We start from the raw sequence: 24,485 nt of genomic DNA, 5'->3' as shown, positions 1-24,485 counted from the left end.
CGGACAGTGTCGGCGGGTGGGAGAATCGCGGCGATTCAGTCCCTACGACACGCGCGGCGCATACCGTGGCAGGCGTGTGCGGCAGTGGTGAGGCGAGATGAGTCGCCCCCGCGTGGTGATCGCCGGACTCGGCGACACCGGGGTCCTGACCGCGATCCGAGCGGCGGCCCATGCCGACGTCGTGGGTATCTCGGACAAACCCGTGCTCGTCAGCGGTCAGGAATTGGGTGTGCGGCTCAGCAGGCCCGAGGACTGGGCCCGCGAATACTGGATTCCGTTCGACAGGTTCCGCGGTCTCGATCGCGTGCACACGATCCACGGCACCCTCACCGGAGTCGACCTCGCCGCGCGAAAGGTGTTCCTGCGCGGTGACGCGGCGGACACGATCGCGCAGCCCTACGACGCGCTGGTCATCGCGACCGGTGTCTCCAACGGGTTCTGGCGCAGGCCGGGTGTGCGGACCGCCGAGCAGATCGGCGCCGAACTCCGGGGCGCCAACGACCGACTACGCGGCGCGTCGTCGGTCCTGGTGATCGGCGGCGGTGCCGCGGCGGTGAGCAGTGCGGCCAACCTGGCGCGCGCCTGGCCGGACAAGCGGGTCGACCTGTACTTTCCGGGCGAGCGGGCGCTGCTCGGGCATCACCCCCGGATCTGGAGCCGGATCCGGCGACGTCTCGATGAATTCGGCGTCGGCGTCCATCCGGGACACCGTGCGCTGATCCCCGACGGTTTCGCCTGCGACGAGATCACCGCCGAACCTGTCGAATGGTCGACCGGCCAACCGGCCACGACCGCCGACGCCGTCGTGTGGGCGACAGGCCGCGTGCGCCCCAACACGAACTGGCTGCCCGCCGAACTGCTCGACGACCACGGTTTCGTCCGCGTCACCCCCGAACTGCGCGTCCCCGACCATCCCGAGGTCTTCGCGATCGGCGACGTCGCCGCCACCGACCCGCTGCGGACCTCCGCGCGCAACAGGGCCGACACCCTGCTCGCGCACAATCTCCGTGCACTCTTCGAGGACCGCGCGCCGCGCGGATATCGCCCGCCGCAACGGAAGTGGGGCTCGGTCCTCGGCCCGCAACCGGACGGACTGGAAGTCTTCACACCCGGCGGCCGGGCCTTCCGATTCCCCGCGTGGTCGATCGACCGGGTGCTGATGCCGTGGATCGTGCGCCGCGGCATCTATCGGGGCGTCCGCCGCAACGACCCGTTCGGCTGACCGGCGGGACACGATTGCGGTCACCGACAGATCTTGTCGGTCCCGCCTGTCATCCTGGGGTCGAGCGGTCGACGACACGGGAGGCGACGGTGGGCGAGGACGCATTCGACACGGGCGAATTCATGCCGGTGTGGATCGCGGCGTCCCCGATCCTGACGGGATTCACCGCCTCTCTCGCCGGCCGAGACGACCTCGGTCGCGAGGACCGCGGAACGTACGGCGACCGCGCCGGGCACTACCTCGCCTGGTTACGCGACACCGGCGGCTACGACGACGCGCTGCACTCCCCGCTCGGGCGGGACCGCGCCGTCGACGCCTACCTCACCACCGCCGTACACGATCACGGAATCGCCGCCCGCACCGTCACCACCGCGTTCACCGTCCTGACCGCGTTCTACCGGTGGCTCGGCCTCGGCACACCCGCGACGCCGCGCGCGATACTCGACCCACTCGCCCCGAACACCCTGTCCCCTATCAACCAGCGGGCGGTGCTGCGGGTCGCCGCCGCGCGCGGGCCGAGAACCTTCGCCATGATCGTCCTCGGACTCGACGTCGGACCACGCAAGACCGAACTCGCCGCCCTCGATCTGACCGGGCTGGATCTGGCCCGCTGGCCCGGCTCCGTGATCCTCACCGATGCCACCGGCGCGACCAGGCGGATGCCGATCCAACCCGGCACCCGCGCCGCGTTGACGGCGTGGCTCAGCGAACGTCGCCGCCTGCTTCACGGCCATCCCGAACAGCGTGCGGTATTCCTCGCCGAACATGCACCCCACCACCGATTGGCCATCCGCACCGTCGATGACGCGATCCGCGCCGTCGGCGTCGACGCCGGGATCGACATCTCGTCCGCCACGCTGCGCGCGACCGCGGAACAACGACTGCGCGGGCAGGGGCTGCCGCTGTCCGTCATCGCCACGCGCCTGGGCCATCACAGGTCCGAGCCGTGGCGCGACCACCCCGCCCCGAGGCCGCGCATCCGGACACAACTCCCCGATCACGAACAACTCGATCTCTTCGGCGATCCCGATCCGTGACCGGTCGGCCGCCGCGGTCAGGACAGGGTGATCGAGTCGCGCAGGATCGCCGGGTCGACGAACGAGTGATCGCGGGGGATCACCGTGTGGTACGGCGCATTTCCGTCGTGATCTTCCGCTGCCTCGGCGAGCCGATCGACCAGTTCGAAGAACAGCGCCTCGACGGGACGGAGACCGTCGATCGTCGCGGTCAGATCGGCGTCGGCGGTGAAACGTGCGCCCTCAGGCCCGATCGTCAGCACCGAGAGCCACCCCTCGCCTCGCGCATCGGGCAGCGTGGCACCGGTTTCCGCCCAGAACACCGCCGTGTCCGGCGCCGGATCGGATTTGAACCGCGCGGTGGCCGCGAGCATGCGCAGTGCCGTGAGCACGAAGGATTCGACGAGCCCGAGGCACATCGAATAGATCTCCAGCGCATCGTCGCGATGGACGACGACACACGTCGTCACACCGCCGTCGCATGCGTCCTCGACGTGATCGGCGAGTCCGTCGCGACAACCTCTGCCGCGATGCCGGAAATACTAGGACTGTCGCAGGGACCGCGCTCGAGAGTCCGGGCTCGGATCCTTCGAGTTCTCGGGCGCGGATGCCGCTGTGCGCGGAATGCACCGAGGCACACCGCGCACCGCGACATCGGATCCGACGGCACCGCTCGACATCCGATACGCCGAAATCCCCGTCGCGCCGGAGCGTGACACCGAGGCGGTCAACCTACCCGTGCCGCCTCGCGAGCCAGGATCCGAGCCCGCTGCTCCTCGAACTTGGCCACATCGCGGGTCAGTTTCTCGACGTACTCGCCGAGTTCGTCGCGGGCGCGTTCGCCGCGCGCGGTGAAGTCGGTGCGTTTGAAGACATTCCAGATCCGCAGTACCGGCAGCAGGACCTCGTCGAGATGCTGACGCAGATCGTAGATTCCGTGTTTGACCATCAGCACACCGTTACGACGCCAGTTGGGCATACCCGTGCCGGGCATGGCGAAGGTCTTCGCGATCCTGGTCACCGATTCCATCGCTTGATCGGGTGCGATGTCGAACGCCGCGCCGGCGACGTTGCGGTAGAACATCATGTGCAGGTTCTCGTCGGCCGCGATGCGCTGCAACATACGCTCCGCGATCGGATCGTCACAGACGGTTCCGGTGCTGCGATGGCTGACCCTGGTCGCCAATTCCTGGAAGGTCACGTAGGCGACCTGGTCGAGCACACCGCCGAAACCGGCGGGCGCGTGTACACCGCGTGTCATGTGCACCATCCGGTCGGTCTCCAACGCGACGGGATCGACCGCGCGGGTGCACACCAGATAGTCGCGCATGGCGATGGCGTGCCGGTTCTCCTCGGCGGTCCAGCGCCCGACCCAGGTGCCCCATGCCCCGTCTCGGGAGAAGTTCTCGGCGATCACCCGGTGATAGGACGGCAGATTGTCCTCGGTGAGCAGATTCGTGATCATCGCGACCTTGGCGACCTCCGACAGTCGCGACTGGTCGGGATCCCAATCCCGCCCACCCATCGCCGCGAAATTCCGGCCTTCGTCCCAGGGGACGTAGTCGTGCGGACACCAGTCCTTCGCCGTGGCCAGATGTCGGTCGATATTCTCCGCGACAACCGGCTCCAATTCCGCGAGGAGGTCGAGTTGCGTCAAGTCCTTTGTCATGCAGCGCCTTTCGATTCGGTGGAGAAAACCACGGAACGTACCGCTGTTCACGCATAACTGACTGTGCGGCCTCGCCGCCCCCACACCATAGACGAACCGCATGGGTTCGGCGCGTACCGTCGACCTGCTGCTTTGTGCCGAGAACCGACCGATCCCGCGATCGACGGACGACAGCTATTCCGAGTGAACAGGCGAGGGCTGTACGAGGACACCGCCGCTGCCACGCGAGGTTTCGGCGGCGATGTTCCGGCGGTGATGGATTCGATTCAGACGCGCACGAGCGCCATATCCCACTGGCCGTGGGGATCTTCCCAGACGGTGACGACCTCGCCGTACTTGATCGGGTTGCTGCCGGGGGCGTCGTCGCGGTCCAGGTCGGCGTCCTCCTCGAGGCGTGCGGCCACCCCCAAGGCGTCATCGAGGGTGCCGTCGGTAGCGATCTTGAGGTAACCGACCCGCCAGTCCCGCGGCGGGGTGCCCAGGTCCCGGCCGAGGACGTACTCGTCGTTCTCGACGATGTAGAAGGAATGACTCCCGTCGATGCTGAGTTCGCTCTCGTACATCGTCAGATCCCGGTGCCGAACCGGGCGCTCGCCACTGAGGACGTCGGAATCCAGCCATTCGTCGAGCTGATCGAGACCGACTTCCCGAACGAAATTGCCCCACGCGTAGAGGGCATATCTGTCTGCTTGGGTCACGACGGAGATAGTACGGTCACCCTGCGACACCCCGGCGGCGGGATCGAGGCACAATGCCACCGTCCCAAGGTGTTTCGCGCATCATCGACATACCCGCGAGACTCCGAAAGCGGCGGACCGGAGATTATCCCGCGACTGACCGCAGGACGCGTCGAGACCCCGCCACTCTCGCCCCAATGGTTCGGGCACTGCGGCCCGGTGACATCTCCGCCGCGGACTCTAAGCATAACCGCACCGTCGCAACATGTTTCACCATGGGTCGGGGCGTATCGAACTCGCGGGCGACGATCACCCGGTCGTGGCAGGCACCTGCACGTGTGGGACCGCCGCCCGGGGGTCGAAGCCTCGGAACGCGAGGCCGATGACGAAACCCGCCGCCTCCTCGAGTTGCCTCGCCCGGTCGAGCCCGCCCAGTACGGCGGGTACGGCGCCCGCATCGCGGATCAGCGTCTCGGTGACGCGCAGCGCGGCCGGATCATCGCCGCAGATCGGCACGATGGCGCGGTCGGCGGTCGGCTCACTCCAGTGCGCGGCGGGGAACAGGTGGAACGCCTTGACGACATGGGCGCCGGGGGCCAGTCCCGCGATGTGCCGTGCGGCCGACGTACCGGTCGGCAGCCGGTGCAGACCGACACCGTGCTCGACCGCGTTGGTCGGGTCGATCACCGTCGTACCGGCCAGTGTCCCAGCGGATTCCGCGTCGCGCAGTACGTCGTCGACGCCGTCGAATGCCACCGCGAGCAGTACCGCGTCCACACCGGCGACAGCGTCGCGCACCGTGGTCGCTCGTACGCCACGACCCAGCTCGGCGGCCAGCGCGCGAGCCTTGTCCGGCGACCGCCCCGCCACCGCGATGTCGTGACCGGCCGCGGCCCAACGCCCGCCCAGCGCCACCGCCATCATTCCCGTTCCCAGAATCCCGATTCGCATCGTGGTCCTCCTGTCGTGTGTCCCGGACCGGGTTTACGGTAGGCGGACCGATTCGCACCGATCGGTGCGAAACAGACGGGTGATCATGGGGCGATGAGCGGATTCGGAAGCGGTGACGACGTGGGCGATCACCGGCAGGAACTGGTCGCCGACTGCCGGTTGCGCGCGGCCACGGACCTGTTCGCGCACACCTGGGATCCGGTGGTGCTCGCCGCGTTGCAGGAGGGCCCACGCCGTCGGGGCGACCTGCGCGCCGGCATCGGCGGAATCAGCGACAAGGCGTTGAGCGAGGCCCTTCGCCGCCTGCTCGGCCACGGCCTGATCGAGCGCCTGGGCTACCGGCAGGCGCCGCCACGTGTCGAATACGCGCTCACCGAACTGGGGGCGAGCCTGGTCGACGGGCCGATGAGGGCGCTGGGCGCGTGGATCGATGACCACGGCGACGCACTCCTCGCCGCCCAGGACGACGCTCCCCGACGATTGCGCGAGTCGGGCAGCAGGGCGTCGGCGTGACATCGCCTCGCCCACTACCCACCGGAGGCTGTGAATTCGCCGGTGTGCCTGAACATTTCGTCACGAGTCTTGCATCGCCACCGGCGCGCCCAGCACCGCGCGTGACCGTCTCAGGGGCGGCGGGCCGGTTCCGACAGTCGTGATCGTCGTCGATTCCCGGACGGTGATAGCCTCGACCGCACCGGTCCCCCGATGTCCATAACTCGCCGATACCGACGCGGGGACGCAGGTAGAGGGTAAAAATTGGCCTGACCCAAACCCTCTGGGAGCCATCGGGAATATGTCAGAGTTGCCCGATTATGACCGATGCGTTCCGTTCGGCTGCAGCTGGGGCCGATTCTCTGATCTCCACCACTACCGGTCGTCGCGGCTTCCTGGCACTCGCCGGAGCCGTCGGCGGCTTGCTGCTCGTTGGCTGCAGCGCCGACGGCAACTCCGCCGTGAACACGACCAGCGGGGGCACCCCCGTCCGGGGCGGCACCCTGAAGTTCGCCTGGCTCGGCGCGCCCGAGTCCATCGACCCCCAGGTCAACAGCAGCTTCGCCGGTGCCAACTTCTCCAACAACATCGTGGACCGACTCCTGTTCCAGGACCGCGACACCGGTGCGCTGAGCCCGTGGCTGGCCACGAAGTGGGAGTACAACGACACCATCACCGAATACACCTTCACCCTGCGTGAGGATGTGACCTTCAGCGACGGAACGAAATTCGACGCGACGTCGGTCAAGAACAATCTCGACCAGTTCTACTTCGGCGACGAGGCGCTGAGTATCAAACCCAACGGCAAGAGCTACCTGGGCCCATACAAGGAAACCCAGGTCGTCAGCGACTACGTCGTCAAGGTGTTGTTCAACGCGCCCAACGCGAGTTTCCTCCAGCTCACCGCCCACAGCGGAACGGGCAATATCAGCTTCCTGGCGGACCGGACCCTGAAATCCTCGGCCAAGGATCGGCTGAATCCGGCCAATGTGATCGGCACCGGGCCCTTCGTCGTCACCGAATACGTACCGAAGGAACGCACCGTCATCGTTCGGCGCGAGGACTACAGGTGGTCCCCGCCCGCACTGAAGCACGACGGACCGGCCTACCTGGACAAGATCGAGTTCATCACGATCCCCGAGGCGAGTGTGCGCGTGGGCGCGCTCCAGTCCGGGGATGTCCCCGCCTCGTTCGACATCCTGCCCACCGACGAGAAGGTTGTCACCGCACAGGGTTTCGAACTCACCTCGCGAACGGTCCCCGGCTTCACGCTGGGCTGGCAGTTCAACCTCAGCCTGGCGCCGACCGACGATATCAATGTCCGGCGGGCGATCGTGGCGGCCACCAATCGGGCCGGATACAAGAAGTCACTGCTCTCGCCGTCGGAGGGCGAAGCCCATTCGGTCCTCACCGATAAAGTCCCCGGCTTCGTCGACTACAGCCAGGGTGCGCTGAAATACGACCCGGAGCGGGCCAAGAAGCTGTTGGAAGACGCGGGGTGGAAACCGGGCGCCGACGGAATCCGCGAGAAGAACGGCGTCAAACTGAAACTCAAAGGCACCGGCAATATCCTGGTGCCCGATGCCCGGGTGACCTACGAGGCGACCCAGGCCGCGTTGAAGGCCATCGGCATCGATGTCGAGATCGTCTTCGACTCGCAGAACATTCCCGCCAAGCAGATCACCGCCGAATTCCACCTGGCGAATATCAATCGGGCCCGCAACGACGTGGCGGTGCTCAACACCCAGTTGAATCCCGATCGGGGCAACGGCTCGGTCATCCCGGAGAACCATCCGGATCGCGCGCGGATCGTGAAGACCTTCAACGCGCTCGACACCGCCATCGGCGCGGCGCAGATCCCGCTGGCCAAGGCCGTGCAGGATCTCATCCACGAAGAGTTCGTACTGGTCAACCCGCAGTTCCAGACCTCGCAGGTCGCCGCGACCAAGGGTGTGGGAAATATCTATCTCGACGGTTCGGGCCGACTGCTGTTCGTCGACTCCTGGGTGAGCGGAAAGTGACGTGCTGCGCTACGTCTCGCTGAAACTCGGCCGCGCGCTGATCGTGGTGTGGGGGGCCTTCACGGCCTCCTTCATCCTGCTCTATCTCCTGCCGACGAGCCCGATCGAATTGCTGTTCCCGCCGGATGAGCGCGCCACCATCGATCCGCAGGCGTTCGCGCAGATGGAGCGCGCCTACGGATTCGACGAGCCGGAGTGGCGGCAGTATCTCGACCGCCTGCTCGCGGCGCTGCGCGGCGATTTCGGGACATCGGTGAGCACCGACCAACCGGTCGTCGACGCGATCGGCGACGCACTGCCCAAAACCGTCGTCCTCGCGGCGGCCGCGCTGGTGGTGGCGGTGTTGTTCGCACTCGCCGTCGCCTGGGTCGCCACCTATCTCAGGTCGGCGTGGCTGCGGAATCTGATCGCGAGCGTCCCGCCACTGCTCGTGTCGTTCCCCAGCTTCCTGCTCGGGCTGATCATCATCAAGATCTTCTCGTTCCAGCTCGGCTGGTTCCCGCCCATCAGCAGTCAGGGCTGGAAGGGTCTGGTACTTCCCGCTGTGGCTCTGGCGATTCCGGTCTCCGGACCGATCGCCCAGCTGCTGCTGCGCAACTTCCACACCGAATACGCGTCGCCCTATGTCCTGACCGCCTACAGCAAGGGCCTGCGCAAAGGCGCCGTGATCAACACCGAGGTGCTGCGCAACGCGAGCCTGCCCGCACTGACCCAGGGCGGCATCATCGTCGGCGAACTGCTCGCGGGCGCGGTGATCACCGAGACGATCTTCTCCCGTGCGGGCATCGGCAGGCTGACCGAACAAGCCGTTCGGGCACAGGACGTTCCGATCGTCCAGGGCATCGTCATGTTCGTCGCGCTCTGCTTCGTGACGGTGAATTTCCTCGTCGACATCTCCTATCCGCTGATCGACCCGCGGCTGCGAGCGGTGCCCGAGAGGGGCGTGACCACGTGACCATCAGTCTCGAGAAACCTACGCGGGCCGACCGGCAACCGGCCGACATCGACGGCGGACCCACCGTCGATGTCTCCGCGCCGGCCCAGCCGCCGCGGCGTCGGTTCGGGGTCCTGCACCCCGTGCTTGCCCAGCCCGGTCTGACGCTGGCCGTCGTCGTGGTGCTCGCCGCCCTGGCCTTCTGTGTCGTACCCGGGGTTCTCACCTGGAACGATCCCTATCTTCCCGACACCGACGTCATCCTCGTCGGGCCCAGTGCCGAGCACCCGTTCGGCACCGACCGGCTCGGTCGTGACATCTACACGCGCACGGTGTACGGGACCGTCATCACGATGTCGGCCACACTGCTCGCGGTGTCCATCGCGTTCTTCATCGGGACGGCGCTCGGGCTGGTCGCGGGCTACGTGCGCGGGATCGTCGATCCGATCGTGATGCGCGTGGTCGACGTGCTGCTCTCGGTGCCGGGCCTGCTGCTGACGATGGTCGTGGTGGCCGCGCTCGGCTACGGCACCACCAATGTCGCTGTCGCGGTCGGCATCTCGTCGGTGGCGAATTTCGCCCGGGTGATGCGGGCCGAAGTCCTCAAGGTGACGCAGGCGGATTTCGTCGAGGCCGCGGCCAGTATCGGCACGCCCCGACTCGCCATTCTGCTGCGTCATGTCCTGCCGAATTCGCTGAGTTCGGTGGTCTCGTTGATCCCCCTGCAATTCGGTTCGGCGATTCTCGCGATCGCGGCACTGGGCTTCCTCGGCTTCGGCGCGCCGCCACCGCAACCCGAATGGGGTCTGCTCGTCGCCGAGGGACGTGACCTGCTTGCCGTCGCGCCGTGGATCTCGCTGTTCCCCGGCGCCGTCATCCTGCTCGCGGTGCTCGCCAGCAACCGGATCAGCCGTGCCTTGCAGCCGGACAGGGAGTCCTGATGTCGCTACTGTCCTTCACCGATGTGGAGATCTGGTACAAACGCCGCGGTGAGCAACCCCACCGCGCGGTCGCGGGTATCTCGCTGACCGTCGAGCCGGGCGAGCTGGTCACCATCGTCGGCGAATCCGGTTCGGGCAAGTCGACATTGATCCGTTCGGCGATCGGCCTGCTGCCCGCCACCTGCCGCATCAGCGGACAGATCCGTCTCGCGAGCGCCGATGTCGCGGGCTGGTCGCACAACAGGTTCGCGCGTTACCGGGGCAGCTACGTCGGCTACATCCCGCAGGATCCCGGTGTCTCGTTGAATCCGGTCAAACCCGTCGGCCGCCAGATCGAGGACGCGCTGCGCAACCGGCTGCGCGGACGCCGGTTGCTGCCCTTCGGCAACGGAGCCCACAATCAGCGCATCCGCTCCGAGGCCTTCCGGTTCCTCGAGTTGGCAGGGCTCGCGGCGCCCGAGGAGATCTACGCCAAGTATCCGCACGAACTCTCGGGTGGGATGAAGCAGCGGGTGCTGATCGCGATCGCGCTGTCCGGTGAGCCGAAACTACTCCTCGCCGACGAGCCGACGAGCGCGCTCGACGTCACGGTGCAGAAGCAGATCCTCGACCACCTGGATTTCCTGCGCGCGGAACTCGGTATCGGAATCCTGCTGGTGACCCACGACCTCGGGGTCGCGCTCGACCGCGCCGATCGCATCGTCGTGATGCGCGACGGGGCCACCGTGGAGGAGGGCACCGGCGGTGAGATCCTGCGCGACGCGCGCCACGACTACACCCGTCGGCTGCTGGACGCGGCCCCCGGACTGCACACCGGACGGCTGACACCGCGCCCGATCGATCTCGACACGGTGCGGCTCGCACGGGCCGCGACCGGTGATCACGTGCGCGGCACCGCCGAGTACGCCATCGAGGTCACCGATATCTCGAAGAGTTTCACCACTTACCGCGGTGGCGTGGAACGGTCGGTCCGGGCCGCCGACGGGGTGTCCTTCCGCGTCGCTTCCGGCACCACCCACGCATTGGTCGGTGAGTCCGGTGCGGGGAAGTCGACCATCGCCCGGATCGTCGGCGGACTGGCCTCGGCCGACAGCGGACAGGTGCGACTGCTCGGGCAGACCGAGCAGTGGAGCCGCAAACGGCTGAGCCGCAGCCTGCAATTCGTCTACCAGAATCCGTATACGTCGTTGAACCCGCGCTTCGACGTGGCCGATCTGGTGACCGAGCCGATCCGGGTGCACCGCAAGGATATCGGGCGGCGTGAGCGGCGCGAAATCGCGCTGCAACTGCTCGACGGAGTGCGGCTGCCGCGCGAACACGCCGAGCGCAAGGCCGGTGAACTCTCCGGCGGGCAGGCCCAGCGGGTCGCGATCGCGCGGGCGCTGTCACTCGAGCCGGAGATCGTCATCCTGGACGAGGCGGTGTCGGCCCTCGACGTCTCCGTCCAAGCCGAGATCCTGCAATTGCTCGCCGACCTCCAGGCGGCCTATTCGCTGACCTACCTGTTCATCACCCACGACCTCGGCGTCGTGAAACTGTTCGCCGACACGGTGTCTGTGCTCAGGGGCGGGCAGGTGGTGGAGTCGGGGACCGCCGAGCAGGTCCTCGGTGATCCGCGGGTGGATTACACCAGGCGCCTGATCGAATCGGTCCCCGGCTCACACCTGACGGTCTGAGCCCGGACGATCACCCTCACGATACGGAGTAGTCGCTGTGACCACACATCTGAACCATCCCGTGACCGCGACGCGCACCGATCGTGTGCCGCCCGCGCTCGATTCCGACGAGCTCGCGGCGGTGATCGAGGAGATCGCCGTCGACGCCGCGCGCAGGCGCGCCGAGGGTGGCGGTCGCCCGGAGCGGGCGCTCGCGCTGGCCAGGGAACATCTGCTCGGCGCGGTGCGCGTACCGAAGGAGGCGGGCGGAGCCGGATACAGCCTGCGCGATTTCTTCGTGCTCGCCATCCGCCTGGCCGAAGCCGATCCCGATGTGCCCCATATCCTTCGCGGACACTGGGGTACGACCGAGGAGGCCTTGCGGACACGCGACACCGACCGCGGCGCCGGGCTGCTGCGATCGATTCTCGACGGCAAGATCTTCGCGGGCGCGCAATCTGAGCTCTCGGGTCAGCCCGGTGTCTACACCTACGACACCACGCTCACCGCCGACGGCGCGAATTTCCGGCTCAACGGCCGGAAGTTCTACAGCACCGGCAGCTCCTACGCCGACTACCTGCGGATTTCGGCGAACAACGAAGCGGGCCAGCAGATCAGCGCGACGGTACCGGCCGATCGCGACGGTGTGATCCACGTCGACGACTGGGACGGCGTCGGTCAGCGCGAGACCGGCAGCGGCACCACGATATTGGACAATGTGGTCGTCCTTCCCGAGGAGATCGGTGAATTCCGCCGCACACCGGTGTCGGGCAAGCCGAGGGCGCCGCAGGCGCATCTGCTGATGCACGCGATCGGCGCGGGCGTGCTGCGCGCGCTGACGGCCGAGACCGCGACGCTGCTGCGCACCCGCACACGGTCGTATTCGTGGGGCAATACCGAACTGGCGCGCGAGGATCCGCAATTGCTCGCCGTCGTCGGGTCGCTGTCGAGCACCACCTTCGTGGTCGAGGCCGCCGTACTCGCGGCCGCCGACGCGCTCGACACGGCGACACTCCATCTCTGGGAGCACGGGGTGGCCGACGACGCACTGGAATTCGCGGCATCGTTCCAGACCTCGCAGGTCAAGGTGGCCGTCGAACAGATCGCGCTGCGGGCTGCCTCGGAGGCGTTCGACGCGGGCGGCGCGTCGTGGACGCGCCAGTCGGTGCATCTGGACCGGCACTGGCGCAATCTGCGGACGCTGTTCTCCCACAATCCCACGGTCTACAAGGCCCGTGTCGTCGGTGATGTCGTCGTCAACGACGCGGATCTCCCGAGCGTCGGATTCTTCTGACGCCCGGGGAATCTCGCCCCCGCGAGGGGTGCCGTCAGCCTCGGACGTACGGCACCCCGAACCGCTCGCGCAGCGTGTTCTCGCCGTATTCGCGACGGAAGATCCCTTTCTTCTGCAACAGCGGGACCACGTGCTCGATGAACAGTTCGAGACCGCCCGGCAGCGTGTCGAATTGGATGACGAAGCCATCGGCCGCGCCGGTCCGGAACCATTCCTCGAGGTCGTCGGCGACCTGTTCGGCGCTGCCGACGAGATTGCGATGGCCTTGGCGGCCGTCGGCGGCGAGTTCGCGGACGGTGCGGTGCCGGTTGCGTTCCAGGTACAGCCTGGCGGCGGTGTCGAAGCCGACCGAACTGTAGGTCCCGCCGGTCGGTTCGAGCAGTTCCAGCGGGAAGGGCCGATCCGGGTCGAGCGCGGCGGGGTCGACACCGACCCATTTGGCGAACTTCTCCAACTGTCCGCCGACCGGTCCGACGATCTCGTCGTGTTCGGCGATGCGGCGGCGCGCTTCTTGCTCGGTCGAGCCGATGACGGGGTTGATCCCCGGCATGATGGCGATGCTGTCGGGTGAGCGACCGTAGCGGGCGACGGCGGCCATGAGTTTCGCGTAGTACTCGCGGGCGGGCTCGATGTAGAGCGCGGAGGTGAACACCGCGTCGGCGAACCGCGCTGCCAGGTCGAGGCCGCCTTCCGAGCCGCCGGCCTGGGTGATCAGCGGACGCCCCTGCGGCGACGGCGGGAGTTGCAGTGGTCCGGCGACCGAGAAGTGTTCTCCCACATAATCGATCGGCTTGATCAGGCTGCGGTCTACCGCGATTCCGGTCGTCGGATCGAGGACGAGCGCGCCCGGCTGCCAGCTGTCCCAGAGCGCGGTCACGACCTCGACCGCTTCCAGCGCGCGCCCGTACCGTGTGTCGCGGTCGGGCAGGTCGCTGAAGCCGTAGTTCAGACCTTCCGGCTTGTTGCGGCTGGTCACGACATTCCAGCCGATCCGTCCGGCGGAGAGGTGATCGAGCGAGGCGAAGGTCCGCGCGATGCCGTACGGGTGGTGGAAGGTGGTCGAGTACGAGCCGACGAGTCCGATCCGGGAGGTCGCCGCGGCCATCGCCGACAGCGTCACGATCGGGTCGAGACCGGAATTCGGGTAGCCGTCCGGATGGAGGAACGAGTTGTCGGCCATGAACGCGGTGTCGAAGAGTCCCGCCTCGGCGATCCTGGCGATGTTCGCGTAGTGGGCCGGATCGAAGAAGGCACGCCGATTGGCCTCGGGTAGCCGCCATGCGGCCGGATGCGCGCCGGAGGCGATCACATTGACATTGAGATGCAGGGTTCGTTCGGACATGGTGATCGACCTCAGTTGACGTATTGCTCGAAGCGGGCGGCACGGACCCGCGGGGATAGCCCGCGGACCTGGAGGAACAGCGCGGCGCGGGCACGCACCTGCGCGATGTTGTCGGTCAGCAGCCCCTGACCTCCGCTGGCGACCAGACCGGCGGCGGTCGCGCGCACCGCGAGCGCGTCCAGTTGGGCGCGCCACTGCGGTTCGGGTCGAGGGGTGATGGCGGCGTGCTCGAGTTCTTCGCGCAGCCGGATGAGCGACGGGTCGCCGGGATGCGCGGTGAGCGCGTCGACCAGGGCGGCCCGTGCCAGTCCGATCGCGCCGATCGACGGCAGCCGCGGTTCCTTGTCGTCCGCGGGCTTGCCGCGATCGTTGGGGTGTACGGAGCCGTCGAGTGCGTTCCACGCCTCGATGTCGACCACCTCGGTGACGTATTCGTCCGGGAGGAGGTAGTCGCGCAGTGTCAGGGTGACGGTGCGTGACCCCTGAACCGCGGCCAAACGCAATGGCACGGCCTCGACTCCGGGTGCGGTCAGGTCTCCGACGCCGAAGACATAGGTGGAGTTCTGTTCGTCGACCGCGCCCAGCCAGGCGGTGTCGACGAAACCCCAGCCCGACAGCCAGCGCACGACACCGTCGATGCGGTACCCGCCGGGCACCTTCCTCGCGATCGTGCTCGGCCGGTGCGGCCACTGGCGGATCTGAGCGAATCCGGCGCCGCCGATCCGTTCGCCCGCGGCGAGTTTCGGCAACAGCGCCAGCGCCTGCGGGGATTTCGATTTCAGTATCTGGCCGACCGGTCCGCCGTGCTGGGTCAGCGCGAGCGCCGTCGACGGATCGGCGCCGAACAACAGGTCGTCGGCGGCGTTCTTCACGGCGGCGGGAATCCGTGTTCCGCCGTGCTCCTGCGGCACCGACCAGGCGAAATAGCCGATCTCGCGCAGCGCGTCGAGATGGGAACGCGGGACTTCGGTGGCGTCGACCTCCACCGCGCGCGGCGCGATGACCGCGCCGACGAGTTCGGCGAAGTCCCGGTAGGCGGGGTGTTCGGTCGGCGCCGTGACCTGATCGACGCTCATGGCGTCTCCTCTCGGAGATCGGTCACGGCGCGGCCGGACCCGATCGTGCTCGTACCGGCCGACGGGTCGCGGCGGCAATCGTACGGGGGCGCGGGACGAACGAGGTCGCGCGCCGTCGGAAACGCGCCGCCTCGGGGTTTTGTCCCGCGTCGAGGTTCAGCCCGGCTGCTCACCCGTCGCCACCGGCCGTTCGGGGTCCGAACTCCACGCCGAGAACGAGCCGGGATAGAGCGCGGCGGTGACCCCTATCCGGGCGAGTGCGAGCACGTCGAGTGTGGCCGCCGTGCCGCCGCCGCAGTAGGCGCCCCAGCGCGCGTGGTCGTCGAGTCCCACCGCCCGGTAGACGGCGCGCAGGTGCTCCGCGCTCGCCAGCAGTCCGTCGGCGTCGAGATTGCGCGCGGCGGGAAGGCTCAGCGCGCCCGGGATGTGGCCGCCGGAGGGATCTCCGGAATAGCTCGCGCCGTCACGGGCGTCGAGCAGGACGCCGGAGCGGGCCAGTTCACCGGCGGCGTCGGTGTCGAGTACCGGCAGTCCGCCGAGTACCACGGTAAAAGAACCCTCGCGCACGGCGGGTGGCGCGGTGCTCAGTTCACCGCCCGCGGCGGTCCAGGCGGCGAGTCCACCGTCGAGGTAGCGCACGTCGGGGACACCCGCCCAGCGCAGTGTCCACCAGGCCCGCGACGCCAGCGCGGGAGCCTCGCGGCTGTAGACCACGACGAGGCTGTCGTGATCGATGCCCCAACGGCGCACCGCGTCCTGGATCTGTTCCTCGGTGGGCAGCGGGAAATTGCCCGTTCCTTCCGAAGGCGGGCCGACGAGTTCGGTGGTGAGGGTTACCGAATGGGCTCCGGGGAGTCCGCCTTTCGATACTTGTTCCCCGGTAGCCGGTTCCCGGCGAATTTCCAGAATCACCACGGGGCGTTCGGAATCCAGACTGCCGCGCAATTGCTCGGCGCTGATGACGACATCGGCGGTGTGCACGGTGTCGGGACTGGTCGGCATGGCTCCCCTTTCGAGTGAACGAGCGCCTCCGGCCCCGACATGTCGTCGGTGCGAGCGCTGCGAGGGATCGAACGCGACGGCAGCACCGAACGGCCGCCGATATCGCGCCTGCAAATGTAGAGCGGCGCGGGCGTTCCGGCACGGTTTATTCTCTCCGCAAATTTAAAGCTCATCGGATCCACGTCATCGACTTACGATCGGAGAAACTGCTCGAAGTTTGGTTGGAGTCATGGTCGATATCATCGAATTGGGCCCGGTGTATGCCGAGGCGACCAGTACCGAGTTCCATCTGGTGAATCGCGCGGGCGGCTGGGGCGCCCGCGACATCGCCGAACGGCTCGCGCACGAGCGCGGACACCGTTACCGCCGCCCGGCCGACGGCGGTGTCACCGAGGCCGAACTGGATCGGCTCGTGGCCGACGCGGACGCGGTGATCCTGTCACCGTCGCTCAACGGTGGTGCGGGCGTGATGCGCCAGCCCACCGACGGGCCGACGGCCGGTCGCACGATCGGCCACCGGATCCTGGACCGGCTCAGCGCGGATCGGCCCGACGTCCACGTGGTGCTGCTGTCGCATTTCCTCACCGGACACGGTGTGAACCACCGAAATCGCCGGATCCACGCACTCGCGTTGCGTGCGTTGGAGGCCCACCTGCGTGCCGGACGCAACCCGTGGACCGTGCTGCGGGCCACCTGGCTCTCCGCCACCCACGACCCGTCCTATCAGATCCGTTTGACCCAGGACCAGTACGCCGACGGTCTGGTCAGCACCGAATCGCTCGCGCGGGCGGTACTGGCGGCCATCGAGAATCCCGAGGTGTCGGCCGGGCGCACCGCCGCGGTGTTCAATCTCAGCATCCCCGGTGCCGCCCCCGCCGACCTCGCGGGCCAATTCGCCGATCTCGTACCCGATTTCGAGGCCCGGTTCGTGCGAGAGCCCGTGGCGGGATGAGCGCCCTACCCGCGGGGCAGCACGAGTGGGAGGCGACATTCGGACGGGACGAGATCGGCCGTCCGGTGCCGCCGCGCTACCACCACCTGATCCTGGTCGACCTGGTCGAGAATCCCGACGCGGACGCCGCGCGACTGCTGGAATCGCGGCTGGCCGAACTGGAGCGGCGTCACACCTACGGTCCGGGCGGTCTGCTGACCACGCTGGGCTGGGGCCCCACCTGGTGGGATCAGTACACCGAGCACACCGCTCTGATCGGCGTCCCGTCGAAGATGTCGCGGTGGGAGGATCCCGTTCTGGAGACGCCACACGCGATCTTCCACCTCGCCACCGACCACCCCGAGATCCTCGAGTCCGCCGGTGATGTTCTGTTCGGCGAGGACGGTGTCGGTCAGCACCTGAAGGTCCGCGAGATCCGCACCGGTTTCGTCGGCGCGGGGCTGGCCAGCGACGCGCTGCCCCATCTCGACATTCCGAGGTCGTCACCCCTGCTGTTCGGTTTCCATTCCGTGCTTCGTGGCAACCAGGCCCCCGAGGAATCGCTCAGGATCCCGTCGGGGCCGCTGGCGGGCGGCACCACCCAGCACGTCAGCCGGATCGAACTCGACGTGGACCGGTGGCACGCCAGGAATCGCGACGAACAGGCCGCGTTGCTCTACGCGCCCACGGTGAGCGCGGCCGAGGCGGAGACGCTCGACGACGACGCGCCCAGTGACTACGCGTCCTACGAACAGACCGTGCGCGAACACGGCATCGTCGGCCACGCGCAGGCGGCGGCCCGCGCGCGGGTCGACAATGTGCCGGTGATCAATCGTCGTGACTTCGCCACCGTCGACGACGGCAAACCGGGGACGCATTTCATCTCGTTGCAGCGTGAGCTGCGCGATTTCAACAACACGCGCGCGATCATGAACGCCGCGGACGGCACCGGATACCACCGCTCGGTCGGCGCGAGGCGACGCAACGGCATCAACGCGTTCTTCGATGTCACGCGCCGGGCGACATTCGGGATTCCGCCGCGCGAATCCCGCGCCTACCCGCACCTTCGGAGCTGAACCCATGACCGGAACCACCGACCTCGCGAGCGCGACGACCCTCCACGAGGACTCGATCGTGGCCTTGCGCGAAATCCTCGACGATCCGTCGCTGCCCGTCGGCACCACCGTCGAAGGCCCCGACGGGCAACGGATCTCGCGACTTCGGGAAGCACTCGACCACCTGGTGACGGTGCGCGCCGGTGCCGCCGTGATCGAATCGGCCGAAGCGGGCGCACATCTGTTGAGGGCGCTGTCCGTCCTGGACACCGATCTCGCCGACGTGCTCGACCGACATGTCGGCGCGGTGCGCGCGTTGTCGGGCGTGGAGGCGGGCCGTGCGCGTAACGCCGTGCTCGGCGATGTGGGACGCGGCGATCTGATCGCCTTCGCCTCCACTGTGCGACAGTGGAATTGGGACGAGGTCGCACCGGATTCGGTCCGGCCGTTGCGGCGTGCGCACGGCGAGATCGTCGTCGACGATTTCCCCGGTCTCTACGACACGGTGCTCGCGTGGCATCCCGGCATCGGCGGGCTGGTCGCGATCTCGACCCATCGCCAGGGGCTGAGCTGGGAACCCGCCGACGGCGATGCCGAATCCGCCCACACCTGGGTTCTCACCCTGGACGCGGTGACCTTCCACGCCGACGATGTGATCCCGCTCGACCACGATCCGCGTCGAGCGTACTGACGCGCGGAATCCGTTTCGACGCAATACCTTCCCGGCGCGACGATCGCGCCGGGAAGGCCCGTGTACGCCCTGGATCGGTGACCGACGACGGTCGCCGGAGACGGAGGATCTGTGAACGTACCGAGTGACGCGCACACGCTGCGCCCCCTGTGGGAGGGCGGACCGCCGGTCACCTTCCTCGGTTACGGCGCGATGGAGTTGCGCGGTGGCGCCGATGTGCACCGTCGTCCCCGGCCGTTGGCCAGGGCTGTCGCCCACGAGGCGCTCACCACCGTGCTCGACGAGGGCATCACCTTCATCGACACCTCGATCGACTACGGGCTCTCCGAGGAGATCATCGGCGAGGCCATCTCCGGCAGACGCGACGAGTACATCCTGGCGACGAAGGCGGGATGCCCGCTGGAGCACCGTCCCGACGCGCCGCCGGGACTGCTCCCCCACGATTACAGCGACGAACATATCCGCCGTGGCGTCGAGCAGAGTCTGACGCGGTTGCGCACCGACCATGTCGATCTGCTCCAGATCCACGGCAGCCCGTCGCCGGAGGTCCTCGAATCGCACGGGACGCTGGAGACGTTGATCCGGTTGCGGGACGAGGGCAAGGTCAGGGCCATCGGCATCTCGTCGGCGCTCCCGCACCTGTCCGCCCACCTGGCGATCAAGGAACTCCAGACCTACCAGCTTCCGTACTCGCCGTTCGAGCGGGCACTGGAATCGTTCCTCGACGTCGCCGGGGAGCGTTCGGCGGGCGTGATCGTCCGCGGCGGGGTCGCGCAGGGGTTGAGCAGGCCCAAGCCGACCGCCTCCGGTTCGGATGTCGAGCCGTCGTCGGTCTCGCTCGAGGATCTCACCGACGGCGATTCCGTTCCGGGCTTGCTGCTGCGCCTGCAACTGAGCAATCCGAATATCAGCACCGTGATCGCCGGCTCGGCGAACCCGGACCATATCCGCGCGAACGCGCGCGCGGTACGCCGTGGGCCGCTGTCGGAGGATGTGCAGGCCGAAGCCTGGCGGCGGATCGCCGCGGCGGGATTCACACCGGATCACTAGGCGTCGGTCCAAGCCTTCGGTCGGGGCGTGAATTACGCTCCGACCGAAAGCAACTCGGCCCGACACCGCGCTCACGTGTGTGCGGGCACGACCGCGCGTGCGTGTACCGGACCGATTCCGAATCGTTCCCGAAATAGTCACCGCAGACCACCGCGTCCTTGGGCAGCCCGGACAGTTGCCAGGCGACCGGGCTGATGCCCAGGTCGAGGACGTTCACATTGAGGATGACGTGCTTGCCGCTCATGACATTCCCTCACGATCCCGCGAAGACCGGCCGGTGACGGCTCAGGTCGGGTTCGACGCGCCGTGGCGTCCTGAGATATTCGCGCAGCGTCGGACGCGCGCCGGGTCTCGTTGTACCCGAATGGATTCCACCATGATCGGCCCGGAGGCGGACGATACCGGATCGCGCGAGCGTGGTCAGCGGGCCCGCGAGAAAGCCACGCAGGTCGAACAGATCCGCCCGGACGAGCACGCCGTGCACCCGGGGATTCGCGGCCGATTCGGTGATCCGCGAACGCAATCCGGGATCGGACCGGTCCAGCCGCACGTGCACGCGTACCGATTCCGGTAGTTCGGCCACCGCCGCCAAATGCTCGGGGGCGACGATCACGATATCGGCGGACGCGACGTCACGCGGGTCGTCGCCGGGTTCGTAGCGCCACCACACCACGGGTTCACCCTGCGGTGTCGTCGGCACGTTGAGCGGACCCGTGGTGGAGAAGAAGCCGGTGTGGTCGGCGTAACGCACCGGGGTCGTGTCGGGGACGCCGGTGCCGCCGGTGCGCAGCGATTCGATCGGCCAGGTCCGCCACAGGGCGCGAGCCGCCGTGACCGCGTCGGCCAGCCGTGGCGCGTCCGACGGCCCCGGCGCCCAGCCGCCGCGGCCGTCCAGGCCGAGCGCGGCGGCGCGATCCTGGCGCAGGGCCAGCCATCCGGCTCTGCCGTGGGTCAGGTGATCGAGCGAGGCGAGCCGCCGGGCGACATTGAAGGGATGATCACGTTGCGGGGACGCCGCGGCGACGATCCCGAGTCCGGTGGTGCGGCGACCGAAGACGGTGGCCACGATCGTCGGGCTCAGCGAAGCGCCCGGTATCCCGTCGGCCCGGTCCGCACCGAGCACGACATAGCCGGCCCCCGCCGCGTCGATCGCTTCCGGCACCCTGTCGAATCCGGCGGCCGCCAACTGTGCCAGCTGCCCGTCCGGGATTTCCACGCCGATGACAACGGCCATTCGTGCCCTCCAGATTCCAGACATTCGGTCGCCGAACGACAGTCGGATAGCGACGATGTGCGGAAGACTCCCGAATACGATCCATTCGCCGTACGAGCGTGTTCGTCGAATCGTACGGGCCGAGGTCGGGCGCACAGGAATGTTTTCCTCTTCACGAATCGAACGAAAACGGTGAGAAAACCTGGACGTTCGCCTCTCGAGCGGGTCGATGGGCGCCGTCCTGGCCGCGTGGCCGAGAGGTTGCCCGACCTGCGAACGGGACAGCGCGCATTTAAGTTCAGCGGTCGACGCAACCCTGGTGAGGCACCTCGGGCTGCGGCATGATCCAGCCATGGGCGCTTCCGCGTACTCCGGATCGGCTGCGGGAATGCCGATCACGGCTCGTCGCACGACCTTCGACGGGGTGACGGTCGCCCCCACCGGTAGGACTTCTGATTCCGACGGCGGCACCAGTCCGCCGCCGGTGACGGAGAAGAACTCCCCGCGGTGCCGGATCGGTCGGACGCCGACGGCCGCGGCGTAGCGTCCGTCGCGTTTGTCGGCCACGATCGCCTCCGGCGACCAGATGTGCCACAGATCCTGCACCACGTCGAGGAATTCCCGTGCCCTGGCATACCTTTCGGTCTTGGGCGGCAGCACGTCGAGTCCGTAGTTCGGCGAGACCAGCGGGTTGTAGCTGGTCACCACATTCCATCCGGCCCGCCCGCGTGAGATCCGATCCAGCGTGGCGATCGAACGCGCCAGGTCGTACGGGTGGTGCCACGTCGAGGAGACCGTGGCCACCACGCCCACATATTCCGTCTCGTGGGCGGCGAGGGTCAGCGCCAGTGCCGGATCGAGCGTGGCACGCTGGGGTTCGGTCTCCCAGCTCGGCGTCAGCGCGGGAACGTCGGCGGTGAAGAGCGCGTCGAAGAGTCCGCGCTCGGCCGTTCGGGCCACGCGCACATAGAAATCCGGATTGGCGGTGCCGAGCGGATCGATGCCGTCACGACGCCAGGTGTTGCGATAGGACCCGAGTCCCGGGCAGTTGACACCCAGATGCAGCGGCGGTTGTCCCGACATGACCTCACCTCACCCCGACAGCAAGTTCCAGACGGCCGCGAGGGCGGCCGTCGCGCGGACCGGATGGTGGCGTCGCCGCGACGCGGGCTCGTTCTTGAGCCACGGAGGCAGCCAGCCCTCGTCCGCGCGATTGAGAGTCACACCGGGCGGGACGATCGCGTCGATCGCGTCGATCGCGGACTCGTCGAGCACGATGTCGGGAACCCCGAGCAGGCTCTCCAGGTGGTCGAAGGTGCGCGGACCGACGATCACGCTGTCCATATCCGGATGATTCAGCACGAACGCGACGGCGAGTTCGGGCAGGCTCAGCCCGGCCTGTCGGGCCAGCTCACCGAGGCGGATCGCGATATCGCGCTTGGTCCGATTGATCGGCAGGTCGGGATCGTGACGGTCGGGCTGGCGGACGGCACGCGCCGACGGCCCGGCCTCGCTCCCCTCGACATGTCTGCCCGACAGCCAGCCGCCCGCGAGGGGACTCCAGGTCAGCACACCGAGCCCGTACTTGCCCGCGATCGGCAGGGTCGCGCGCTCGACACCCCCTGGCGAGAATGGAATACGGGGCCTGCTCGGTCGCGGGGCGGCTGCGTCCGTCCCGGGTCGCCGCCCACTGCGCCTCGACGAGCAGATGCGGTTCGTTGGTCGTGGTCCCGTAGTAGCGGATCTTGCCCTGGCGTACCAGGTCGTCGAGCGCGCCGACGGTCTCGGCGATATCGACCTCGGTGTCGGGTTTGTGCTGCTGATACAGATCGATGTAGTCGATATCGAGTCGGCGCAGCGAGTTCTCGATTTCCTGGAAGATCCATCGGCGCGAGCTGCCGCGGGTATTGACCCTGTCGCCCCACTGGCTGTGGAATTTCGTCGCGACGACGATATTGTCGCGATGACCCTTCAATGCCTTGCCGACAATCGTTTCACTCTCCCCCTGTGAATACGAGTCGGCCTTGTCGACGATATTGATGCCCGCCTCGAATGCCCGGCGGATGATCCGGATCGCTTCGTCGTGATCGCCGGTGGCACGCGAACCGAAGTTCATCGCGCCCAGGGTCAGCGGGCTGACCTTGACTCCGGTCCTGCCGAGCGTGCGGTAACTCAATGCTCCATCCCATCCTTCGTCGGTGCGAGCGCGTCCGGGACTCCGGCACATTCGTGAGAGACGTGCCGCGGCGGACTACCCGAAGCAGGCGGTCAGCGCGGGCCGTCGCGCCGCAGCGACGCCAGGAGGTCGAGTGTGCGGCGCTGCTCTTCGTCGCCGCCACGCACGCTGAGAACGAGATCGGTGGTGCCGACGGCGGCGAACGCGCGGATTCCCTCGGCCACCACCTCTTCCGATCCGAGCAGTGCGGTCTCGTGGACTCCGCTCAGGCCCTGGCGGTCCAGGAGTTCTCGATAGCTCGGCAGGTCGGACACCCCCGCGGTCTGCCGCGCCAACTCCCGGCGGAACGCGTCCGGGTCGGCGGTGACGGCCGTCGACACGACCGCCGCGATCCGCGGCACCCGCCGTCCCGCCGCGGCGGCGGCCGAGAGCCGGGGCGCGATATGGTCGGCGATGATATGCGTTGTGGCCCAGGTGGTTACGGTACCGTCGGCCAGTTCGCCCGCGATACGCAACATGGTCGGCCCCAATGCCGACAGCAGCACCGGCGGCGCGACCGCGCCGGGGACCTCGACCGTGCCCGCGGCCCGCAACGTCTCGCCCCGGTAGTCGACGGTCTCCCCGCGCAGCAGCGGCACGAGCGCCGAGAGGTATTCGCGGATGTGGCGAGCGGGACGTTCGTAGCTCAGCCCGAACATGTTCTCGACGACGTGCGGATGACTCGGGCCGATCCCCAGCGTGAAGCGGCCCGGTCCGAGCGCGGTGACGGTGAGCGCCTGCGAGGCCAGCGCGAGGGGATGTCGCGGAAATGTGTGCGCGACCGCCGTTCCCAGCTCGATATCGGGCACCTCGCGCACCGCGAGCGCCGCGACGGTGATCGCGTCCCAGCCGAAGACCTGGTTCAGGAAAACGCTGTCCAATCCGGCCCGCGCCGCCGCCCGGATCCGGTCGAGTACGTGGTCGATCGGTGGCGTGCCGCCGATGTAGAGACCGATGCGCACCGCAGCCCCCTAAAGGTGAATCTCACATTCACATTCCGATGTCGAGGCTACCAGTAAGGTGAATCGAGGGTTCACG

At 67.9% G+C, this 24,485-nt stretch carries 22 protein-coding genes and 1 pseudogene; 12 read left to right on the top strand and 11 right to left on the bottom strand.

The window, feature by feature from the left end; all coding sequences use genetic code 11:
* Positions 1-97 precede the first annotated feature (97 nt).
* Both OG225_RS13795 and OG225_RS13790 read left to right on the top strand, forming a co-directional pair.
* Positions 98-1,222 (top strand): FAD-dependent oxidoreductase, encoded by a 1,125-nt coding sequence (locus OG225_RS13795; RefSeq protein WP_405182025.1) that lies wholly within the window; start codon positions 98-100, stop codon positions 1,220-1,222.
* 89 nt (positions 1,223-1,311) lie between these two features.
* Entirely contained in the window at positions 1,312-2,259 is a 948-nt protein-coding gene (locus tag OG225_RS13790) for a tyrosine-type recombinase/integrase (protein WP_405182024.1), read from the top strand.
* A 17-nt stretch (positions 2,260-2,276) separates the two neighbouring features.
* Here OG225_RS13790 and OG225_RS13785 read toward each other — a convergent pair whose 3' ends face one another.
* The 4 genes from OG225_RS13785 to OG225_RS13770 all read right to left on the bottom strand — a co-directional run bounded on the left by OG225_RS13785 (position 2,277) and on the right by OG225_RS13770 (position 5,535).
* A complete protein-coding gene (locus tag OG225_RS13785; protein WP_405182023.1) occupies positions 2,277-2,708 on the bottom strand; it encodes a hypothetical protein in 432 nt (143 codons plus the stop codon).
* 257 nt (positions 2,709-2,965) lie between these two features.
* On the bottom strand, positions 2,966-3,907 hold the full coding sequence (locus OG225_RS13780) for an acyl-ACP desaturase (RefSeq protein ID WP_405182022.1): 942 nt from the start codon (positions 3,905-3,907) through the stop codon (positions 2,966-2,968).
* Positions 3,908-4,173: 266 nt separating this feature from the next.
* Entirely contained in the window at positions 4,174-4,605 is a 432-nt protein-coding gene (locus OG225_RS13775; RefSeq protein ID WP_405182021.1) for a hypothetical protein, read from the bottom strand.
* Positions 4,606-4,893: 288 nt separating this feature from the next.
* Entirely contained in the window at positions 4,894-5,535 is a 642-nt protein-coding gene (locus OG225_RS13770; protein WP_405182020.1) for an NADPH-dependent F420 reductase, read from the bottom strand.
* Between the two features lie 93 nt (positions 5,536-5,628).
* Here OG225_RS13770 and OG225_RS13765 point away from each other — a divergent pair, with 93 nt between their 5' ends.
* The 6 genes from OG225_RS13765 (at position 5,629) to OG225_RS13740 (ending at position 12,872) form a co-directional block, all read left to right on the top strand.
* Complete coding sequence (locus OG225_RS13765; protein WP_405182019.1) at positions 5,629-6,048, top strand: winged helix-turn-helix transcriptional regulator; 420 nt, start codon at positions 5,629-5,631, stop codon at positions 6,046-6,048.
* Between the two features lie 299 nt (positions 6,049-6,347).
* Entirely contained in the window at positions 6,348-8,048 is a 1,701-nt protein-coding gene (locus OG225_RS13760) for an ABC transporter substrate-binding protein (RefSeq protein ID WP_405182018.1), read from the top strand.
* 1 nt (position 8,049) lies between these two features.
* Entirely contained in the window at positions 8,050-9,003 is a 954-nt protein-coding gene (locus OG225_RS13755) for an ABC transporter permease (RefSeq protein ID WP_405182017.1), read from the top strand.
* Positions 9,000-9,923, top strand: coding sequence for an ABC transporter permease (locus OG225_RS13750; RefSeq protein WP_405182016.1), 924 nt, complete (start codon positions 9,000-9,002; stop codon positions 9,921-9,923). Before OG225_RS13755 ends, OG225_RS13750 begins: the two co-directional genes overlap by 4 nt.
* Positions 9,923-11,599: an ATP-binding cassette domain-containing protein gene (locus tag OG225_RS13745; RefSeq protein ID WP_405182015.1), complete on the top strand. Its 1,677-nt coding sequence runs from the start codon at positions 9,923-9,925 to the stop codon at positions 11,597-11,599. The genes OG225_RS13750 and OG225_RS13745 overlap by 1 nt, the downstream gene beginning before the upstream one ends.
* Positions 11,600-11,636: 37 nt before the next feature.
* Positions 11,637-12,872: an acyl-CoA dehydrogenase gene (locus tag OG225_RS13740; protein WP_405182014.1), complete on the top strand. Its 1,236-nt coding sequence runs from the start codon at positions 11,637-11,639 to the stop codon at positions 12,870-12,872.
* A gap of 34 nt (positions 12,873-12,906) precedes the next feature.
* Here the strand turns inward: OG225_RS13740 and OG225_RS13735 are convergent, their stop codons facing one another.
* The 3 genes from OG225_RS13735 to OG225_RS13725 all read right to left on the bottom strand — a co-directional run bounded on the left by OG225_RS13735 (position 12,907) and on the right by OG225_RS13725 (position 16,292).
* The gene (locus OG225_RS13735) at positions 12,907-14,214 is read right to left on the bottom strand and encodes an NtaA/DmoA family FMN-dependent monooxygenase (protein WP_405182013.1); all 1,308 of its coding nucleotides are present in this window, start codon (positions 14,212-14,214) and stop codon (positions 12,907-12,909) included.
* 11 nt (positions 14,215-14,225) lie between these two features.
* A complete protein-coding gene (locus tag OG225_RS13730) occupies positions 14,226-15,290 on the bottom strand; it encodes an acyl-CoA dehydrogenase family protein (RefSeq protein WP_405182012.1) in 1,065 nt (354 codons plus the stop codon).
* A 156-nt stretch (positions 15,291-15,446) separates the two neighbouring features.
* The gene (locus OG225_RS13725; protein ID WP_405182011.1) at positions 15,447-16,292 is read right to left on the bottom strand and encodes a sulfurtransferase; all 846 of its coding nucleotides are present in this window, start codon (positions 16,290-16,292) and stop codon (positions 15,447-15,449) included.
* Positions 16,293-16,521: 229 nt separating this feature from the next.
* On the opposite strand from OG225_RS13725, the gene OG225_RS13720 reads away from it, so the two are divergent.
* The 4 genes from OG225_RS13720 (at position 16,522) to OG225_RS13705 (ending at position 20,019) form a co-directional block, all read left to right on the top strand.
* A complete protein-coding gene (locus tag OG225_RS13720; protein WP_405182010.1) occupies positions 16,522-17,244 on the top strand; it encodes an NAD(P)H-binding protein in 723 nt (240 codons plus the stop codon).
* Positions 17,241-18,299: a hypothetical protein gene (locus OG225_RS13715; protein ID WP_405182009.1), complete on the top strand. Its 1,059-nt coding sequence runs from the start codon at positions 17,241-17,243 to the stop codon at positions 18,297-18,299. Before OG225_RS13720 ends, OG225_RS13715 begins: the two co-directional genes overlap by 4 nt.
* A 4-nt stretch (positions 18,300-18,303) precedes the next feature.
* Positions 18,304-18,969 (top strand): hypothetical protein, encoded by a 666-nt coding sequence (locus OG225_RS13710; RefSeq protein WP_405182008.1) that lies wholly within the window; start codon positions 18,304-18,306, stop codon positions 18,967-18,969.
* Between the two features lie 111 nt (positions 18,970-19,080).
* A complete protein-coding gene (locus OG225_RS13705) occupies positions 19,081-20,019 on the top strand; it encodes an aldo/keto reductase (RefSeq protein WP_405182007.1) in 939 nt (312 codons plus the stop codon).
* On the opposite strand, the gene OG225_RS13700 is transcribed toward OG225_RS13705, so the two are convergent.
* From OG225_RS13700 to OG225_RS13685, 4 genes and pseudogenes are all read right to left on the bottom strand, one after another.
* Positions 20,003-20,263 (bottom strand): hypothetical protein, encoded by a 261-nt coding sequence (locus tag OG225_RS13700; RefSeq protein WP_405182006.1) that lies wholly within the window; start codon positions 20,261-20,263, stop codon positions 20,003-20,005. The genes OG225_RS13705 and OG225_RS13700 overlap by 17 nt on opposite strands.
* Positions 20,264-20,272: 9 nt before the next feature.
* Positions 20,273-22,315 carry an LLM class flavin-dependent oxidoreductase gene (locus OG225_RS13695; RefSeq protein WP_405182005.1) on the bottom strand — a complete coding sequence of 681 codons (2,043 nt, stop codon included), beginning with the start codon at positions 22,313-22,315 and terminating at the stop codon, positions 20,273-20,275.
* 9 nt (positions 22,316-22,324) lie between these two features.
* A pseudogene (locus OG225_RS13690) lies at positions 22,325-23,348 on the bottom strand (aldo/keto reductase).
* A gap of 152 nt (positions 23,349-23,500) precedes the next feature.
* Positions 23,501-24,409 (bottom strand): TIGR03564 family F420-dependent LLM class oxidoreductase, encoded by a 909-nt coding sequence (locus tag OG225_RS13685; RefSeq protein WP_405182004.1) that lies wholly within the window; start codon positions 24,407-24,409, stop codon positions 23,501-23,503.
* Positions 24,410-24,485: the final 76 nt, after the last annotated feature.

It is taken from the genome of Nocardia sp. NBC_01377 (genome assembly GCF_045040005.1).
In the GTDB taxonomy this organism is placed as follows: domain Bacteria; phylum Actinomycetota; class Actinomycetes; order Mycobacteriales; family Mycobacteriaceae; genus Nocardia; species Nocardia noduli.
Note: the sequence above shows the minus strand (reverse complement) of the source record. Positions and strands in the feature narration are given on the sequence as shown.

What these genes read in the sequence shown, in the direction of transcription:
- OG225_RS13735 (WP_405182013.1), bottom strand. Translation starts at nt 14,214, where the DNA reads ATGTCCGAACGAACCCTGCATCTCAATGTCAATGTGATCGCCTCCGGC.
- OG225_RS13745 (WP_405182015.1), top strand. Translation starts at nt 9,923, where the DNA reads ATGTCGCTACTGTCCTTCACCGATGTGGAGATCTGGTACAAACGCCGC.
- OG225_RS13700 (WP_405182006.1), bottom strand. Translation starts at nt 20,263, where the DNA reads ATGAGCGGCAAGCACGTCATCCTCAATGTGAACGTCCTCGACCTGGGC.
- OG225_RS13695 (WP_405182005.1), bottom strand. Translation starts at nt 22,315, where the DNA reads ATGTCGGGACAACCGCCGCTGCATCTGGGTGTCAACTGCCCGGGACTC.
- OG225_RS13760 (WP_405182018.1), top strand. Translation starts at nt 6,348, where the DNA reads ATGACCGATGCGTTCCGTTCGGCTGCAGCTGGGGCCGATTCTCTGATC.
- OG225_RS13730 (WP_405182012.1), bottom strand. Translation starts at nt 15,290, where the DNA reads ATGAGCGTCGATCAGGTCACGGCGCCGACCGAACACCCCGCCTACCGG.
- OG225_RS13720 (WP_405182010.1), top strand. Translation starts at nt 16,522, where the DNA reads ATGGTCGATATCATCGAATTGGGCCCGGTGTATGCCGAGGCGACCAGT.
- OG225_RS13795 (WP_405182025.1), top strand. Translation starts at nt 98, where the DNA reads ATGAGTCGCCCCCGCGTGGTGATCGCCGGACTCGGCGACACCGGGGTC.
- OG225_RS13780 (WP_405182022.1), bottom strand. Translation starts at nt 3,907, where the DNA reads ATGACAAAGGACTTGACGCAACTCGACCTCCTCGCGGAATTGGAGCCG.
- OG225_RS13770 (WP_405182020.1), bottom strand. Translation starts at nt 5,535, where the DNA reads ATGCGAATCGGGATTCTGGGAACGGGAATGATGGCGGTGGCGCTGGGC.
- OG225_RS13710 (WP_405182008.1), top strand. Translation starts at nt 18,304, where the DNA reads ATGACCGGAACCACCGACCTCGCGAGCGCGACGACCCTCCACGAGGAC.
- OG225_RS13725 (WP_405182011.1), bottom strand. Translation starts at nt 16,292, where the DNA reads ATGCCGACCAGTCCCGACACCGTGCACACCGCCGATGTCGTCATCAGC.
- OG225_RS13765 (WP_405182019.1), top strand. Translation starts at nt 5,629, where the DNA reads ATGAGCGGATTCGGAAGCGGTGACGACGTGGGCGATCACCGGCAGGAA.
- OG225_RS13715 (WP_405182009.1), top strand. Translation starts at nt 17,241, where the DNA reads ATGAGCGCCCTACCCGCGGGGCAGCACGAGTGGGAGGCGACATTCGGA.